Origin of the sequence: Luteimonas sp. WGS1318 (assembly GCF_043187535.1) — a bacterium.
GTDB lineage: Bacteria > Pseudomonadota > Gammaproteobacteria > Xanthomonadales > Xanthomonadaceae > Luteimonas.
This window is the reverse complement of sequence record NZ_CP171131.1, coordinates 161,033-175,644: the sequence shown is the minus strand read 5'-3', so window position 1 is coordinate 175,644 and position 14,612 is coordinate 161,033. Positions and strand designations below refer to the sequence as shown.

Below are 14,612 nucleotides of genomic sequence, written 5' to 3'. Positions count from 1 at the left end.
TGTGCGATGCCGGGCCGAAGCACCCAACATCGATCCCGCGGCGAAACAATCCCCGACTCCTGTAGGAGCGCGCTCGCGCGCGAACGGGCGTTCCCGGGAAGACCTCATCGCGCGCAAGCGCGCTCCTACAGGGGATGGGCGCCCGGCCGGGGATGTGCGATGCCGGGCCGAAGAACAAAACATCAATTCGCGGCGAAACAATCCCCGACTCCTGTAGGAGCGCGCTCGCGCGCGAACGGGCGTTCCCGGGAAGCCCTCTTCGCGCGCAAGCGCGCTCCTACACGGGATGGGCGCGCTGCCTAGGACGTGTGCGATGCCGGGCCGAAGAACCCGACATCAATCCGCGGCGAAACAATCCGCGATTCCTGTAGGAGCGCGCTCGCGCGCGAACGGGCGTTCCCCGGAAGGCCTCATCGCGCGCAAGCGCGCTCCTACACGGATGTTGTCGACGTTGCCGCCGGGTCCGACCGCGATGCGGGCACACCCCCACCGGGTGCGTCAATCGACGCCGGGATGCCGCGCGCGCCACGCCGCGAGCTGTTCGCGGTAGTACTGCAACTCTTCGGAATACGTGTCGTGCACGCAGACCGCGCAGCCGCTGTCGCAGCAGTCGCTGGGCAGCGGTGGCTCGGGCGGTTGCGGGCGTGGATCGGGATCCCGCGGCAGCGTGTCGCTCACGGGCGGTCGTCGGCCGCCGGCAGGGGCGAACGACGCAGCGCGATGGTTTCCGCATCACAACCCGATGGCTGCGCGCCGCGCGCACGCTGCGCGGCGACTTCGCGCGTCGCGGCGGCGAGATCGGCCGTGTAATCGGGGTCGGCCTGCAGCCGCGCGACCGTCGCCGCACCGACCACCTGCGACTGCACGATATCGCTGTACCAGTGCACGTTGCAGACCAGCCGGCTCTCGGCGAAGCTGCGCCCCCGCTGCAGCAATGCATCCGTGCGTTCGGGCGCCACTTCGACCAGGGTCAGCGCCCAGGTCCAGCCGATCGCGGCATGGCCGGACGGATACGCGGCACTTGCACGCAGGCGCGCGTCGTCGCCGGGCGTGCACACCGCGCCGCCGTTGGCCAGGAACGGGCGCGGCCGTTGCCACTGGTCCTTGGCGGCGCGGTTGGTCACCGCCGCATCGGCCAGCGAACGGCGCAGCAGCCGTACGAGGTGCGGGGTGTGCGTACTGTCGACCGGCACGCCGAGCGCGCAGGCGAACAGGTTCCCGGCGGCCGGGAAATCGAGATCCGCATCCACCGTCGCCTGATTCCAGCGCGTGGTGTCGTGCAGCGCCAATGCGCGTTCGGCGATGACGTCGTCGAGCACATGGGCCGGCGTACCGGGCGCCGGCGGGGCCGGCACCAGCGCGCGGCTGTCGAAGGCCGCGGCGTCGAGATAGCCGATCGACACACCCGGGCTGCGCTCGGGTACGACGACCGCATCGGCCGGCGCACGCGGCAGCCCGCTGCAACCGGCGAGCAGCAGCACGCCGGCGAGCGCCGACACGATGGCGACCTGCACGCGATGCGGGCGGCGCGGCATGCTCAGCGTGCGCGCAGCCGCTGCGCGATGGTGTCGCGCAGCATGTCGAGGTCCTTGGCGAACGCGGCGATGCCGCCCTGGAGCTTCTCGGTCGCCATCGGATCGGCGGCCATGGCCTGCACGAAGGCATCGGCATCGACCGGCGTCGAGGCCACGCCGTCGCTGGCGGCCGCCTGCAGCTTGCGCGGCAGCGGGCCGTGCTCGGCGTCCAGCGCTTCCAGCAGCTCGGGCGAGATCGTCAGGCGGTCGCAGCCGGCCAGCGCCTCGATCTGCGCGGTCGAGCGGAACGACGCGCCCATGACGATCGTCGGCGAGCCGCGCCGCTTGAACTCGGCATAGACGTCGCGCACGAAGCGCACGCCCGGGTCGTCGTCGATCGTGGCCGGCGTTTCACCGCGCGCCACCGACCAGTCGAGGATGCGGCCGACGAACGGCGAGATCAGGAACACGCCGGCCTCGGCGCAGGCGATGGCCTGGGCGCGGTTGAAGATCAGCGTGAGGTTGCAGTCGATGTCCTCGCGCTGCAGCTCCTTCGCCGCGCGGATGCCTTCCCACGTGGCCGCGATCTTGATCAGCACGCGCTCGCGCGAGACGCCGGCATCCTGGTACATCTCGATGAACTGGCGCGCCTTGGCGATCGTGGCCTCGGTGTCGAAGGCGAGATCGGCGTCGACCTCGGTCGAGACCCGGCCCGGCACCAGGCCGGCCAGCGTGCGGCCGACGCCGATGGTCAGACGATCGGCGACCTGGCGCGCGACCTGTTCGACATCCCCGTCCAGCGTGGCCGCCCGCTCGAGTTCGCGTTCGATCAGCGGCGCGTAGACCGGCAGGTCCAGCGCCTTGCGCACCAGCGTGGGGTTGGTGGTGCAGTCGACCGGCTTGAGCCGGGCGATCGCGTCGGCATCGCCGGTGTCGGCGACGACCACCGAGAGGTCGCGCAGTTGATCGAGCTTGGAAGGCGATGCCGTCATGGGAGTCTCGTGTCCGATGTGGACGGCCATTGTCCGCGTCTGCGGGCGCGAGGGCCACCCGGGGCGGTCCGAGGGCTGCGCGGCCCCGCGGGCCGGCCATTCCGTCGCCCTGCGCAGGGGCGCGCGCAGTGCCGGAATCGCGCCTCAGGTCGGTCCGGACGACCGTGGCGCCGCGCAGCCGGGCGCGTGCGTTGCACCCGTTGCGGCCCAGCGTTCCGCTGGCTGGCGTCGGCCTCCGACGTCGCGGCGCTAGCATGCAGTGCCCCAACGCCTGGAATCGCCGATGCGCCGTTTGCTGCCGCTGTCCGCCTGCCTTGCCCTCGCGCTCGCCTGTGCCGCCGCGCCGGCGTCCGCCGCGACCGATGCGCTCGACCCCGCGCTCGCGCAGAAGCTCGTGGACTGGCGCCGTGACCTGCACGTGCATCCCGAACTCGGCAACCAGGAGACGCGCACCGCGGCCAAGGTCGCCGGGCATCTGCGCGGCCTCGGCCTGGAACCGCGCACCGGCATCGGCCCGACCGGCGTGGTCGCGGTGCTGAAGGGCGCCCGGCCCGGCCCGCGCATCGCGCTGCGCGCCGACATGGACGCGCTGCCGGTCACCGAACAGACCGGGCTGCCCTTCGCCTCGACCGCGCGCGCGACCTACCGCGGTCAGGAGGTCGGCGTGATGCACGCCTGCGGCCACGACATGCACGTGGCGATCCTGATGGGCGTGGCCGAGGCGCTGGCCGGCATGCGCGAACAGCTGGCCGGCGAGGTGGTCTTCATCTTCCAGCCCGCAGAGGAAGGGCCGCCGGAGCCGGGCGAGGTGTTCGGTGCGAAGCGCATGCTCGACGAAGGCGTGTTCGATGACGCCAAGCCGGATGCGATTCTCGGCCTGCACGTGTGGGCGGGGCTGCACACCGGCCAGATCGGCTTCCGCAGCGGCCCGTCGCTGGCCAGCGCCGACGAGTGGTCGCTGACCGTCACCGGCAAGCAGACCCACGGCTCGCGGCCCTGGGACGGCGTGGACCCGATCACCGTCGGCGCGCAGATCCTGCTGGCGACGCAGAGCATGCTCGCGCGCCAGGTCAACATCGTCGACTCGCCGGTGGTGCTGACCGCCGGCCAGTTCCAGAGCGGCGTGCGCTTCAACATCATTCCCGACGACGCGCGCCTGGTCGGCACGCTGCGCACCTACGACGCCGACGTGCGCGAGGACGTCATCGCTCGCTTCGAACGCATCGCCCGCGGCTACGCCGAGGCGGCCGGCGCGAAGGCGGACCTGTCGGTGGTCAACAACGCGCCGGCGACGGTCAACGATCCCGACCTCGCGCGCCGCGTGCTGCCGTCGCTGCAGACCGCAGTGGGCGCGGACAACGTGGTCGAGATGCCGCTGCAGACCATCGCCGAGGATTTCTCGCAGTTCGCCAACGTCGTGCCCGGCGCGTACTTCTTCGTCGGCACCACGGCGCCTGGCCAGGATCCGGCGACGATGCCGATCAACCATTCGCCGCACTACGCGCCCGACGAGGCCGCGCTGGACGTCGGCGTGCGCACGATGCTGCGCGCGACGCTGGATCTGCTGGGACAGCGCGAGTAGCGGAGGCGCGCGCGTCACCCGTCATCGCCCTGTCGGCGCGCGCTCGCGCGCGATTGCGGGACGCCCTGCACGCTCGGTCGGGCCAACCGCATCGCGACCGAGGTCGCTCTTACAGGGAATGCGGCTGCTGCGCGTCGCAAGGGACGTCACTTCCCGACGGCGCTGTAGGAGCGCGCTCGCGCGTGAACCTCCTTGCACGGTCGGGCCAACCGCATCGCGACCAAGGTCGCTCCTACAGGGCGCACGTCTGCTGCGCTTCGCACGAGCCGTCACTGGCCCCGCGTCTGTAGGAGCGCGCTCGCGCGCGAACCCCTGGCACGGCCGGGCCAACCGCATCGCGTCCCAGGTCGCGTCTACAGAGCGGCATCGGCCCGACCGCGCATCGTCGCGCGATTCCTCATAGCATCGGACCCTCGTCCTGCCGGGGAATCCACCGATGAATCGTCTCGCCGCCGCGCTGATGTGCGCCTGTCTCACCCTGCCCGCCGCCGCGATCGCGCAGGAGGCGCAGCGCGGCGAAGTCACCGCGGCCGCGGCCGCGCTGCAGGCCAAGGTCGTCGACTGGCGACGCGACATCCACCAGCACCCCGAGCTGTCCAACCGCGAGACCCGCACCGCGGCCAAGGTGGCCGAGCATCTGCGCGGGCTGGGTCTGGAACCGCGCACCGGCATCGCCCATCACGGCGTGACCGCGGTGCTCAAGGGCGGGCGGCCCGGCCCGCGACTGGCCCTGCGCGCGGACATGGACGCGCTGCCGGTGACCGAAGAGACCGGGCTGCCGTTCGCCTCGCAGGTCACCGACACCTACCGCGGCCAGACCACCGGCGTGATGCACGCCTGCGGCCACGACGCGCACACCGCGATCCTGATGGGCGTGGCCGAGGCGCTGGTGGGCATGCGCGAGCAACTGGCCGGCGAGATTCTGTTCGTGTTCCAGCCGGCCGAAGAAGGCGCGCCCGAGGGCGAGGAAGGCGGCGCGGGCCTGATGCTGAAGGAAGGCGTGTTCGCCGACTTCAAGCCGGATGCGGTGTTCGGCCTGCACGTCTTCAGCACGCTCAACGCCAACCAGATCGGCGTGCGCGCCGGGCCGACGATGGCCGCGTCCGACCGCTTCGGCATGACCGTCGTCGGCCGCCAGACCCACGGCTCGCGGCCCTGGGGCGGCGTGGACCCGATCGTCGCCGCGGCGCAGATCATCAACCAGTCGCAGACGATCGTCAGCCGGCAGATGGACATCAGCAAGCAGCCGGTGGTGGTGACCTTCGGCGCGATCAACGGCGGCATCCGCTACAACATCATTCCCGATTCGGTGGAGCTGGTCGGCACCATCCGCACCTTCGACGAGGACATGCGCGCCGATGTCTTCAAGCGGCTGACCTCGATCGCCGAACACGTGGCCGCCGCCAACGGCGCGACGGTGGAGACCCAGATCCCGGCCGAGGACGGCAATCCGGTGACCTTCAACAACGAGGCGCTGACCGAGCGCATGCGCGCGAGCCTGCAGGCCGCGTCGGGCGCCGAGCCGGTGGTCGACATGCCGCTGATCATGGGCGCGGAGGATTTTTCGCTGTACGCGCGCGAGGTGCCGGGGCTGTTCTTCTTCGTCGGCGCGACGCCCGTGGGCCAGGACGCCGGCACAGCGCCGAGCAACCATTCGCCGAAGTTCGACGTCGACGAATCCGCACTCGACCTCGGCCTGCGCGCGATGCTGCAGGCGACGCTCGACTATCTCGACACGCCGGCCGGTTGAGCCGGCACGCCACGGAGGGGTTTGCAATGACGATCCGATTCCGCGCCGCGCTCGCCTGTCTCGGCCTGTGCGCGGCACTGCCCGCCCTCGCCGGCGGTGCGTCCTACCGCCTGGATGCCGACCTGCATCACCAGGGGCACGCGCTCGGCAGCACCACCGTCGTGCTGGACGCCGGTGCGCCCGGCCGCCTGCAGGTGGACGGCGACGACGGCTACGCGTTGACGCTCGTGGTGCAGCCCGAGGGCGAGGTCATCCGCGTCGAGGGCACCCTGTCCCGCCCCGGACGCGAGGATCTCGCGCCCGAGCCCTTCGCGATGTTGCTGCGGCCGGGCGCGCCGGCGCGGATGACCACCGGCACCTTCGACATCGGCCTGACCGTCGAACCCGCGCCGTGAGATGCCGTGCGCGCGGCGACTAGAATGCGCGCATGAGCACTCCCCAGGATTCCAGCCTCGGCCGCAGCGTCGCCTATCCGGATCACTACGACGCGTCGCTGCTGTTCCCGATCCCACGCGCACCGGCGCGTGCCGAACTCGGCCTCGACGCCGACACCCCGCTGCCGTTCGCCGGCCACGACCGCTGGCACGCCTATGAGCTGGGCTGGCTCGACGGCCGCGGCAAGCCGGTCGTCGCGACCGCGACGCTGACCGTGCCGGCGGAATCGCCGCATCTGGTCGAGTCGAAATCACTGAAGCTCTACCTCAACTCGCTCAATAGCAGCCGCTTCGACGACGCCGAGGCCGCGCGCGCGCGCATCGTCGACGACGTCTCGGCCGCGGCCGGCGCGACGGTCGAGGTCCGGTTCGGGCTGCCCGCGTTCGCCGCGGACCGGCCGCAGGACGTCGTCGATCTCGACGCCCTCGACATCGACGTCGACGACTACGGCCCGCCGAATCCCGCCCATCTGCGCGTGGCCGACGCTGCCCCGGTGCGCGAACGCCTGGTCTCGCAGCTGCTGAAGTCCAACTGCCCGGTCACCGGCCAGCCCGACTGGGCCAGCGTGCACATCGACTGGCACGGGCCGCGCCTCGACCCCGCCGGCCTGCTGCGGTATCTGGTCTCGTACCGCGACCACGCCGGCTTCCACGAACAGTGCGTCGAAGGCATCTTCCTCGACCTGCTGCGGGTAGGCGCGCCGGCTGCGCTGTCGGTGGAAGCACGCTACACGCGTCGCGGCGGGCTGGACATCAATCCGTGGCGTGCGACGCCCGGCCATGCGCAGGATCCGGTGCGACGTGAACTGCGCCAGTAGGCGCGATGGTTTCTTAACGCCGCGGGTGGGAGCCTGCCGCCTCGATCCACCGCGGACTGTCTCCCGATGACCGGTTCCAGCCCCCAGGGCCACGATGCCCCCGATGTCTCAGGCGTGACCGCCAGCGCGCGCGACGGGGACACAGCCGCGCCCGACGCCGCGCCGTCCGTGCGCACGCATGTCGTGCAGACGGGCGACAGCCTGTCGACGATCGCCGAGCAGGTCTACGGCCAGGCGGGCCGGTGGACCGACATCTACGCCGCGAACCGCCACGTGCTCGACGATCCCGACTGCATCCACGCCGGCCAGGTGCTGCAACTGCCGGCCGTGTGAGCCGATCACGCGCGGCCCCACCTCCCGTCTTCCCGCCTGTTCCGGAGCCTTCCATGACCCGATCCGCGATTCTCCCGCTGACCACCGCGCTCGCGGCCACGCTGCTGCTGGCCGCCTGCAACCGCGATGCACCGGCGCCTGCGGCCGCGCCGCCGGCCGCGCAGCCCGCGCCGCAACCGGCGCCCGAGCCACCGGCGCCGACACCGGCCACCGTCACCAGTGTCGAACTGGGCAATGCCGTCGATGCCGAAAACCGGGTCGCCACGCCGGCGTCTGAGTTCGCGACCACCGACACCCTCTACGCCTCGGTCGGCACCGACGGCGGCAGCGCCGCGCGCCTGACCGCCCGCTGGACCTACGGCGACGCAGGCCAACTGGTGCGCAGCACCGATGCCGACGTGCTCGCCGGTCCGCAGGTCGTCGCTTTCGACATCCAGCATCCCGACGGCTGGCCCACCGGCACCTACAGACTCGAGGTGCAGCTCGACGGCACCACGGTCGAGACACGCGAGTTCACCGTGCGCTGAGGCGTATCGCGCCACGCGTGTGCCATCCGCAGGCGTCGCGCCATCGCACGTGCAGTGCGGCGCAAGGCCCATGCTGTCCCGTATGTCCCGCGTGACAACCGGCCGCGTTCCCCGCTGCCGGCAAACGCGCGACAATACGGGGCGCTGCGTCGCGCCGACGCCTTGCTCACGGCCACCGATCACGGTCCGGCCGCGAGGCCACCGCCTGGCCACTGGATGCCAGGCCCGCGCCGCGCCCGAGATGCCGCGCCCCCGCCACCGACGAGACACGACCGCATGTCCGATACGCCCAAGATCCTCTACACGCTCACCGACGAAGCCCCGTACCTGGCGACGCAGTCGCTGCTGCCGATCGTCGAGGCCTTCACCAAACCGGCGGGCATCGCGGTCGAAACGCGCGACATCTCGCTGGCCGGCCGCATCCTGGCGCAGTTCCCGGAACGCCTGACCGACGCGCAGAAGATCGGCGATCACCTCGCCGAACTCGGCCAGCTGGCGACCACGCCCGAAGCCAACATCATCAAGCTGCCGAACATCAGCGCTTCGGTGCCGCAGCTCAAAGCGGCGATCAAGGAACTGCAGGGCCAGGGCTATGCGCTGCCGGATTACCCGGACACACCGAAGTCCGACGAAGAGACCGAGATCAAGGCGCGCTTCGACCGCACGAAGGGCAGCGCGGTGAACCCGGTGCTGCGCGAAGGCAACTCGGACCGCCGCGCACCGAAGTCGGTGAAGGCGTTCGCGCGCAAGCATCCGCACCGCATGGGCAAGTGGGCCAGCGATTCGAAGTCGCACGTCGCGCACATGAGCGAAGGCGATTTCTACGGCAGCGAGCGCTCCGCGACCTTGGAGAAGGCCGGCGAACTGAAGATCGAGCTCGTCGGCAGCGACGGCGCGACGACCGTGCTCAAGGACGCGGTGAAGGTGCAGGCCGGCGAGATCGTCGATGCCGCGGTGATGTCGCGCAAGGCGCTCGCCAGCTTCATCGAAGCGCAGATCGAAGACGCGAAGGCGCAGGGGGTGCTGTTCTCGCTGCACCTGAAAGCCACGATGATGAAGGTCTCCGACCCGATCATGTTCGGCATCGTCGTGCAGGCGTTCTACCGTGACGTGCTGACGAAGTACGCCGATGCACTGGCCCAGGTCGGCTTCGATGCCAACAACGGCATTGGTGACCTGTACGCGCGCATCACGTCGCTGCCGCAGGACCAGCAGGACGCGATCCGCGCCGACATCGACGCGCTCTACGCCACGCGCCCCGCGCTGGCGATGGTCAATTCCGACAAGGGCATCACCAACCTGCACGTGCCGAGCGACGTCATCGTCGACGCCTCGATGCCGGCGATGATCCGCGACTCGGGCGGCATGTGGAACGCCGACGGCAAGCTGCAGGACGCCAAGGCCGTGATCCCGGACCGCTGCTATGCCGACGTGTTCCAGGCGGTCATCGACGACTGCAAGACCCACGGCGCACTCGACCCGACGACGATGGGCTCGGTGCCCAACGTCGGCCTGATGGCGCAGAAGGCCGAGGAATACGGCAGCCACGACAAGACCTTCCAGATCCCCGGCGACGGCACCGTGCGCGTCACCGACGCCGACGGCAACGTGGTGTTCGAGCAAGCCGTCGAAAGCGGTGATATCTGGCGCATGTGCCAGACCAAGGACGCGCCGATCCAGGACTGGGTGAAGCTCGCCGTGAACCGCGCGCGCCTGTCGGAGACGCCGGCCGTGTTCTGGCTCGACAAGTCGCGCGCGCACGATGCGCAGGTGATCGCCAAGGTCGAGACGTATCTGAAGGATCACGACACCGCCGGTCTCGACCTGCGCGTGCTGCCGCCGGTCGAGGCGACGACGTTCTCGCTCGCGCGCATCCGCAAGGGCGAAGACACGATCTCGGTCACCGGCAACGTGCTGCGCGACTACCTGACCGATCTGTTCCCGATCATGGAACTGGGCACCAGCGCCAAGATGCTGTCGATCGTGCCGCTGATGGCCGGTGGCGGCCTGTTCGAAACCGGCGCCGGCGGCAGCGCGCCCAAGCATGTGCAGCAGTTCGTCGAAGAGAACTACCTGCGCTGGGATTCGCTCGGCGAGTTCCTTGCACTCGCCGCGTCACTCGAGCATCTCGGCAACGCCTACGACAACCCGAAGGCCAAGGTGCTGGCCGCCGCGCTCGACGTCGCCAACGGCCGCATCCTCGACGAGAACCGCTCACCGGCGCGCAAGGTCGGCGAACTGGACAACCGCGGCAGCCACTTCTACCTCGCCCAGTACTGGGCGCAGGCGCTGGCCGACCAGAACGACGACGCGGACCTGAAGGCGACGTTCGCACCGGTGGCGAAGGCGCTGACCGACGGCGAAGCGGCGATCCTGTCCGAACTCAACGGCGCGCAGGGGAAGCCGGTGGAGATCGGGGGTTACTACCATCCGGATCTGGCCAAGGTGGTCGAGGCGATGCGCCCGAGCAAGACGCTCAATGCGGCGATCGATTCGCTCAAGCAGTAAGACGTCCGTTTCAATGTGTCGACAGGCCCGCTTCGGCGGGCCTGTTGCGTTGTGGGGGGCGGGTTCGCGCAGACGGTGTGGTGTGGGGGTCGGGCGCTTGCGCCGGGCGTGGCTTGTCGTTCGCGAGGCCGGCACCCTTCGTTTTCCGGTGTAGACGGGTGTCATCGCTCACGGCTCCAGCACGCGACACTGGACTTTGGCTTAGCTCCGGATTTGGCTTGCTTCGGCTCTGGCGTGCTTCGGCCTCGGCTTTGGCTTCGCTGAGAAATGATGTGTCTGCGCAATCGCCAGACCCGTAGGGCGCCGCCCATGGATGGGCGGCGTTTTCCGACCGAGCCAGGATGGCGAGTCGGAAAATCCCGGAACGAATGACGCACCGGGTGAGCTTCGTCGGGGAGGCCCTTTCTTTTGCTTACTTTTCTTTGGGCCAACAAAGAAAAGTGAGCCGCTCGCCGGTAGGCGAGTGGAAGCACTGCACTTGTTTTCAGGTAAAAAATTCAAGGCAACATCAAACGCTTTCGTCCGCTGACGCGGCCGAGTTCATTTCTTTTGTCAATCGACAAAAGAAACGGAAGGCGGACTCTAAAGTGAAGCGCATCACCTTCGAGCGGCCGAGCCACCATGGGACAGCACTATCGACACCTGGGCGCAGAAGAGCGCGGCACGATCATGGCGATGAAGCGCACGGGCGCCAGCACCCACGCGATTGCCGCTGCCCTGCAACGTGCGCAGAGCACCATTGTTCGCGAACTGCAGCGCAACGGATACACGCCTCCGCCGCCACGTCGCTTGCGAGGTCGGCCGGCGATCGCCGGCGGTTACGACGCAACACGCGCAGGGGAGCGTGCACGCAGATTGCTTCGAATACCCCGGACACAGCGCAAACTGCGGCCCGACGGCGTGCTCTGGCCGCAGGTCTGGACGTTGCTGACGGCCGGTTGGTCGCCACAACAGACGGCGTCCAAACTGCGGGAACGTCATCCCGACCAGCCCGAGCTGCACGTGAGCCACGAGACGATCTACGCGGCCATCTACGCCATGCCCCGCGGCGAACTGCGTCGCCAGCATGTCGCCCTGCTGCGTCAGGCCCGCGGCGCGCGCCGTCCGTTGCGCCGCAGTGCGGAAACCCGCGGGAAACTGCCGGATATGCCCAGCATCCACTCGCGCCCGCCGGAGGTGGACGCCCGGCTCGTGCCCGGTCACTGGGAAGGCGATCTGATCATGGGCGCGCGCAACCGCTCTGCCGTCGGTGTCGTGGTCTGTCGACACAGCCTGTTCGTGATGCTGGCCCGATTGGAGCGTCACACCGCACGTGGCGTGCTGGAAGGATTCACGCGCACGTTCTTACCCTTGCCGCCGGATTTGCTGAAAACACTGACCTACGACCAGGGCAAGGAAATGGCACTGCATCGGATGCTGTCGGCCGAGACGGGGCTGGATGTGTATTTCGCCGACCCGCGCAGTCCGTGGCAACGCGGCATCTGCGAGAACACCAACGGCCTGCTGCGCCAGTACCTGCCCAAAGGCGAGGATCTGTCGGAATTCAGTCAGCAGGACCTGGACCGGATCGCGATGCGATTGAACATGCGGCCGCGCAAAACGCTGAAATGGCGGTTCCCCTCGGAGGTGTTCCTGGAAAAGCTGCTCAAGCGTCCTGTGGAATTTTCCATCGAAGATGCACTTCGGTATTGAATCCGCCGAACCAAAGAAAAACGATTCCCCGACAAAGCTCACCCGGCCCTTCATTCGTTCCGGGATTTTTCGACTCGCCATCCTGGCTCGGTCGAAAAACGCCGCCCATCCATGGGCGGCGCCCTACGGGTCTTGATGGTGTGCCGGCGAGTCATTGCTCCGACGAGGCAACGGAAACGGCAACTGCAACTGCAATGACGCCGCCGTCCGCATGTTCGCTTCGTCAGCACGAGACCTCACGGAACGCGCAATCCTGCGCAACGATGCAGATCTGCAAGGGGCGCACACTTCGAATCGTTTGCGCACCACGCGTCCGGCCGACAGACCGCACTGGCGCTCAGTCCGCGATCTTCACCAGCAACTTGCCGAAGTTCTTCCCCTCGAGCATGCCGATGAACGCCTCCGGCGCGCGCTCCAGCCCCTCGACGACATCCTCGCGATAGCGGATGCGCCCGTCGCGCAGCCACTGGCCCATCTCCCGCACGAACTCCGGATACAGCGCGATGAAATCGTGCTGGATGAAACCGCGCACCGTCAGATGCCGGGTGAGGATCAGCGACATCAGCTGCGGCACGCGGTCCGGGCCCGGCGCCGGACCGGTGGCGTTGTAGTGGGCGACCAGGCCACACACCGGAATGCGCGCGAAATCGTTGAGCAACGGCAGCACCGCGTCGAAGACCTGGCCGCCGACGTTCTCGAAATACACGTCGATGCCGTCCGGGCAGGCCGTGGCCAGCTGCTCGGCGAAATCGTCGGCGCGGTGGTCGAGTGCGACGTCGAAGCCGAGGTCGTTCTTGACGTGCGCGATCTTGTCCGGGCCGCCGGCGATGCCGACCACGCGTGCACCGCGCAAGCGGGCGATCTGGCCGACCGTGGCGCCCACCGGGCCACTGGCCGCGGCGACGACGACGGTTTCGCCGTGCTGCGGCTTGCCGATCTCGTGCAGGCCGGCGTAGGCGGTGAAGCCCGGCATGCCGTGCACGCCGAGCGCGGTCTGCGGCGGCAGACCGGCCGGGTCGAGCTTGCGGCGCAGGGTTTCGCCGTCGACGACGGTGTGGCTCTGCCAGCCGGCGTGGGCGAGCACGAGGTCGCCGGGCGACCACGCGGGATGCAGCGACTGCAGCACTTCCGACACCGTGCCGCCATCCATGACCTCGCCGATCTCCACCGGCGCCACATACGAGCGGCCTGCGTTCATGCGCCCGCGCATGTAGGGATCGAGCGAGAGCCAGCGGTTGCGCAGCAGCACCTGGCCGTTGCGCGGGGTCGGCATCGGCGCGTGTTCGACGCGGAAATCCGAGGCGACCGGGGCACCTTCCGGGCGGGCGGCGAGCACGATGCGGGTGATGCGGTCGGGCGTCATGGGCGAACTCCCTCGAAACGTTGGGCGCGCAAGCATGCGCCTGCGCGCGCTAGGCGGGTGTGCAGGCTCAGCCGCCGCCGCTGGCGCCGTCGAGCGCGGCGATGTCGGCTTTCGACAGCAGCAGCGTGCGCGCCGCGGCGAGCTCGCGCAGCTGGGCGACGCTGGTCGCGCTGACGATCGGCGCGGTGATGCCCGGGCGCGCGATCAGCCAGGCCAGCGCGACCTGGGCGACCGAGGCCGCATGCCGGCAGGCGACGTCGTCGAGCGCGGCGAGGATGCGCTTGCCGCGCGGATTGAGATAGCGCTCGACCACCCGGGCGCCACGTGCCGGACTTTTCGCCGCGTCGGCCTCGCTGCGGTATTTGCCGGTCAGGAAGCCGCTGGCCAGCGCGTAGTAGCCGATCACGCCGAGATCGTGCTCGCGCACCAGCGGCTCCAGTGCGGCCTCGTAGCCGGCGCGGTCGACCAGGTTGTACTCGGGCTGCAGCGTCTCGTACCGCGGCAGTCCGTGCCGGCGCGCGATCTCCAGCGCTTCGGCCAGGCGCGCGGCGGAGTAGTTCGACGCGCCGATCGCGCGCACCTTGCCCTGTTCGATCAGCCGCGAGAACGCGCCGAGCGTGTCGGCCAGCGGCACCGAGGGATCGTCCTCGTGGGCCTGATAGAGATCGATGACATCGGTCTGCAGACGGCGCAGCGAATCCTCGCACGCGGCCTGGATGGTGGCCGGCGACAGCCCCTTGCGCGGGCCCCACTTGCCCACCTTGGTGGCGATCACCACGCGGTCGCGCTTGCCGCTGCGCGCGAGCCACTGGCCGATCAGGGTTTCCGACTCGCCGCCCGCATTGCCGGCCGCCCACGCCGAATAGACATCGGCGGTGTCGACGAGCTGCAGGCCGAGGGCGACGCATTCGTCGAGCAGCGCGTAGCTCGTCGCCGCATCGGCGCTCCAGCCGAAGACGTTGCCGCCGAACGCCAGCGGCGAGACCGTCAGCCCGGAGCGTCCGAGTGCACGTTCGGCCATGGTCGGTTCCTGTCGCGAAGGGGCGACCAGCATAGGCAGCGCGTTGCAGGGGTCGCGTGCAGCCGGCGCGCAAAACAG

General features: G+C 69.6%; 13 protein-coding genes. 8 read left to right on the top strand and 5 right to left on the bottom strand.

Features of this window, described 5'->3' with window-relative positions:
• Positions 1-498: 498 nt before the first annotated feature.
• The 3 genes from ACF3M1_RS00760 to ACF3M1_RS00750 are packed head-to-tail and all read right to left on the bottom strand — an operon-like array spanning position 499 to position 2,506.
• A complete protein-coding gene (locus tag ACF3M1_RS00760) occupies positions 499-678 on the bottom strand; it encodes an oxidoreductase-like domain-containing protein (RefSeq protein WP_394003000.1) in 180 nt (59 codons plus the stop codon).
• Positions 675-1,535: a phosphatase PAP2 family protein gene (locus ACF3M1_RS00755; protein ID WP_394002999.1), complete on the bottom strand. Its 861-nt coding sequence runs from the start codon at positions 1,533-1,535 to the stop codon at positions 675-677. The genes ACF3M1_RS00760 and ACF3M1_RS00755 overlap by 4 nt, the downstream gene beginning before the upstream one ends.
• A gap of 2 nt (positions 1,536-1,537) precedes the next feature.
• Positions 1,538-2,506, bottom strand: coding sequence for a transaldolase (locus ACF3M1_RS00750; protein ID WP_394002997.1), 969 nt, complete (start codon positions 2,504-2,506; stop codon positions 1,538-1,540).
• Positions 2,507-2,789: 283 nt separating this feature from the next.
• On the opposite strand from ACF3M1_RS00750, the gene ACF3M1_RS00745 reads away from it, so the two are divergent.
• The 8 genes from ACF3M1_RS00745 (at position 2,790) to ACF3M1_RS00710 (ending at position 12,150) form a co-directional block, all read left to right on the top strand.
• Positions 2,790-4,088, top strand: coding sequence for an amidohydrolase (locus ACF3M1_RS00745; protein WP_394002995.1), 1,299 nt, complete (start codon positions 2,790-2,792; stop codon positions 4,086-4,088).
• Between the two features lie 436 nt (positions 4,089-4,524).
• Positions 4,525-5,838, top strand: coding sequence for an amidohydrolase (locus tag ACF3M1_RS00740; protein ID WP_394002993.1), 1,314 nt, complete (start codon positions 4,525-4,527; stop codon positions 5,836-5,838).
• 26 nt (positions 5,839-5,864) lie between these two features.
• A complete protein-coding gene (locus ACF3M1_RS00735) occupies positions 5,865-6,233 on the top strand; it encodes a hypothetical protein (protein WP_394002991.1) in 369 nt (122 codons plus the stop codon).
• Positions 6,234-6,265: 32 nt separating this feature from the next.
• Entirely contained in the window at positions 6,266-7,090 is an 825-nt protein-coding gene (queF, locus tag ACF3M1_RS00730) for an NADPH-dependent 7-cyano-7-deazaguanine reductase QueF (protein ID WP_394002990.1), read from the top strand.
• 66 nt (positions 7,091-7,156) lie between these two features.
• Positions 7,157-7,423, top strand: a complete 267-nt coding sequence (locus ACF3M1_RS00725) for a LysM peptidoglycan-binding domain-containing protein (RefSeq protein WP_394002988.1) — start codon at positions 7,157-7,159, stop codon at positions 7,421-7,423.
• A 53-nt stretch (positions 7,424-7,476) separates the two neighbouring features.
• Positions 7,477-7,950, top strand: a complete 474-nt coding sequence (locus ACF3M1_RS00720; RefSeq protein WP_394002986.1) for a hypothetical protein — start codon at positions 7,477-7,479, stop codon at positions 7,948-7,950.
• A 276-nt stretch (positions 7,951-8,226) separates the two neighbouring features.
• Positions 8,227-10,458 carry an NADP-dependent isocitrate dehydrogenase gene (locus tag ACF3M1_RS00715; protein ID WP_394002984.1) on the top strand — a complete coding sequence of 744 codons (2,232 nt, stop codon included), beginning with the start codon at positions 8,227-8,229 and terminating at the stop codon, positions 10,456-10,458.
• A 621-nt stretch (positions 10,459-11,079) separates the two neighbouring features.
• Positions 11,080-12,150 carry an IS30 family transposase gene (locus ACF3M1_RS00710; RefSeq protein ID WP_394001701.1) on the top strand — a complete coding sequence of 357 codons (1,071 nt, stop codon included), beginning with the start codon at positions 11,080-11,082 and terminating at the stop codon, positions 12,148-12,150.
• A gap of 337 nt (positions 12,151-12,487) precedes the next feature.
• Here the strand turns inward: ACF3M1_RS00710 and ACF3M1_RS00705 are convergent, their stop codons facing one another.
• Both ACF3M1_RS00705 and ACF3M1_RS00700 read right to left on the bottom strand, forming a co-directional pair.
• Complete coding sequence (locus ACF3M1_RS00705) at positions 12,488-13,513, bottom strand: NADP-dependent oxidoreductase (RefSeq protein WP_394002982.1); 1,026 nt, start codon at positions 13,511-13,513, stop codon at positions 12,488-12,490.
• 67 nt (positions 13,514-13,580) lie between these two features.
• Complete coding sequence (locus ACF3M1_RS00700; RefSeq protein WP_394002980.1) at positions 13,581-14,534, bottom strand: aldo/keto reductase; 954 nt, start codon at positions 14,532-14,534, stop codon at positions 13,581-13,583.
• Positions 14,535-14,612 lie beyond the last annotated feature (78 nt).

Excerpts from the sequence above, each read along its gene's own strand:
- ACF3M1_RS00755 (WP_394002999.1), bottom strand. The coding sequence starts at position 1,535 with ATGCCGCGCCGCCCGCATCGCGTGCAGGTCGCCATCGTGTCGGCGCTC.
- ACF3M1_RS00750 (WP_394002997.1), bottom strand. The coding sequence starts at position 2,506 with ATGACGGCATCGCCTTCCAAGCTCGATCAACTGCGCGACCTCTCGGTG.
- ACF3M1_RS00745 (WP_394002995.1), top strand. The coding sequence starts at position 2,790 with ATGCGCCGTTTGCTGCCGCTGTCCGCCTGCCTTGCCCTCGCGCTCGCC.
- ACF3M1_RS00740 (WP_394002993.1), top strand. The coding sequence starts at position 4,525 with ATGAATCGTCTCGCCGCCGCGCTGATGTGCGCCTGTCTCACCCTGCCC.
- ACF3M1_RS00735 (WP_394002991.1), top strand. The coding sequence starts at position 5,865 with ATGACGATCCGATTCCGCGCCGCGCTCGCCTGTCTCGGCCTGTGCGCG.
- queF (WP_394002990.1), top strand. The coding sequence starts at position 6,266 with ATGAGCACTCCCCAGGATTCCAGCCTCGGCCGCAGCGTCGCCTATCCG.
- ACF3M1_RS00725 (WP_394002988.1), top strand. The coding sequence starts at position 7,157 with ATGACCGGTTCCAGCCCCCAGGGCCACGATGCCCCCGATGTCTCAGGC.
- ACF3M1_RS00720 (WP_394002986.1), top strand. The coding sequence starts at position 7,477 with ATGACCCGATCCGCGATTCTCCCGCTGACCACCGCGCTCGCGGCCACG.
- ACF3M1_RS00715 (WP_394002984.1), top strand. The coding sequence starts at position 8,227 with ATGTCCGATACGCCCAAGATCCTCTACACGCTCACCGACGAAGCCCCG.
- ACF3M1_RS00710 (WP_394001701.1), top strand. The coding sequence starts at position 11,080 with ATGGGACAGCACTATCGACACCTGGGCGCAGAAGAGCGCGGCACGATC.
- ACF3M1_RS00705 (WP_394002982.1), bottom strand. The coding sequence starts at position 13,513 with ATGACGCCCGACCGCATCACCCGCATCGTGCTCGCCGCCCGCCCGGAA.
- ACF3M1_RS00700 (WP_394002980.1), bottom strand. The coding sequence starts at position 14,534 with ATGGCCGAACGTGCACTCGGACGCTCCGGGCTGACGGTCTCGCCGCTG.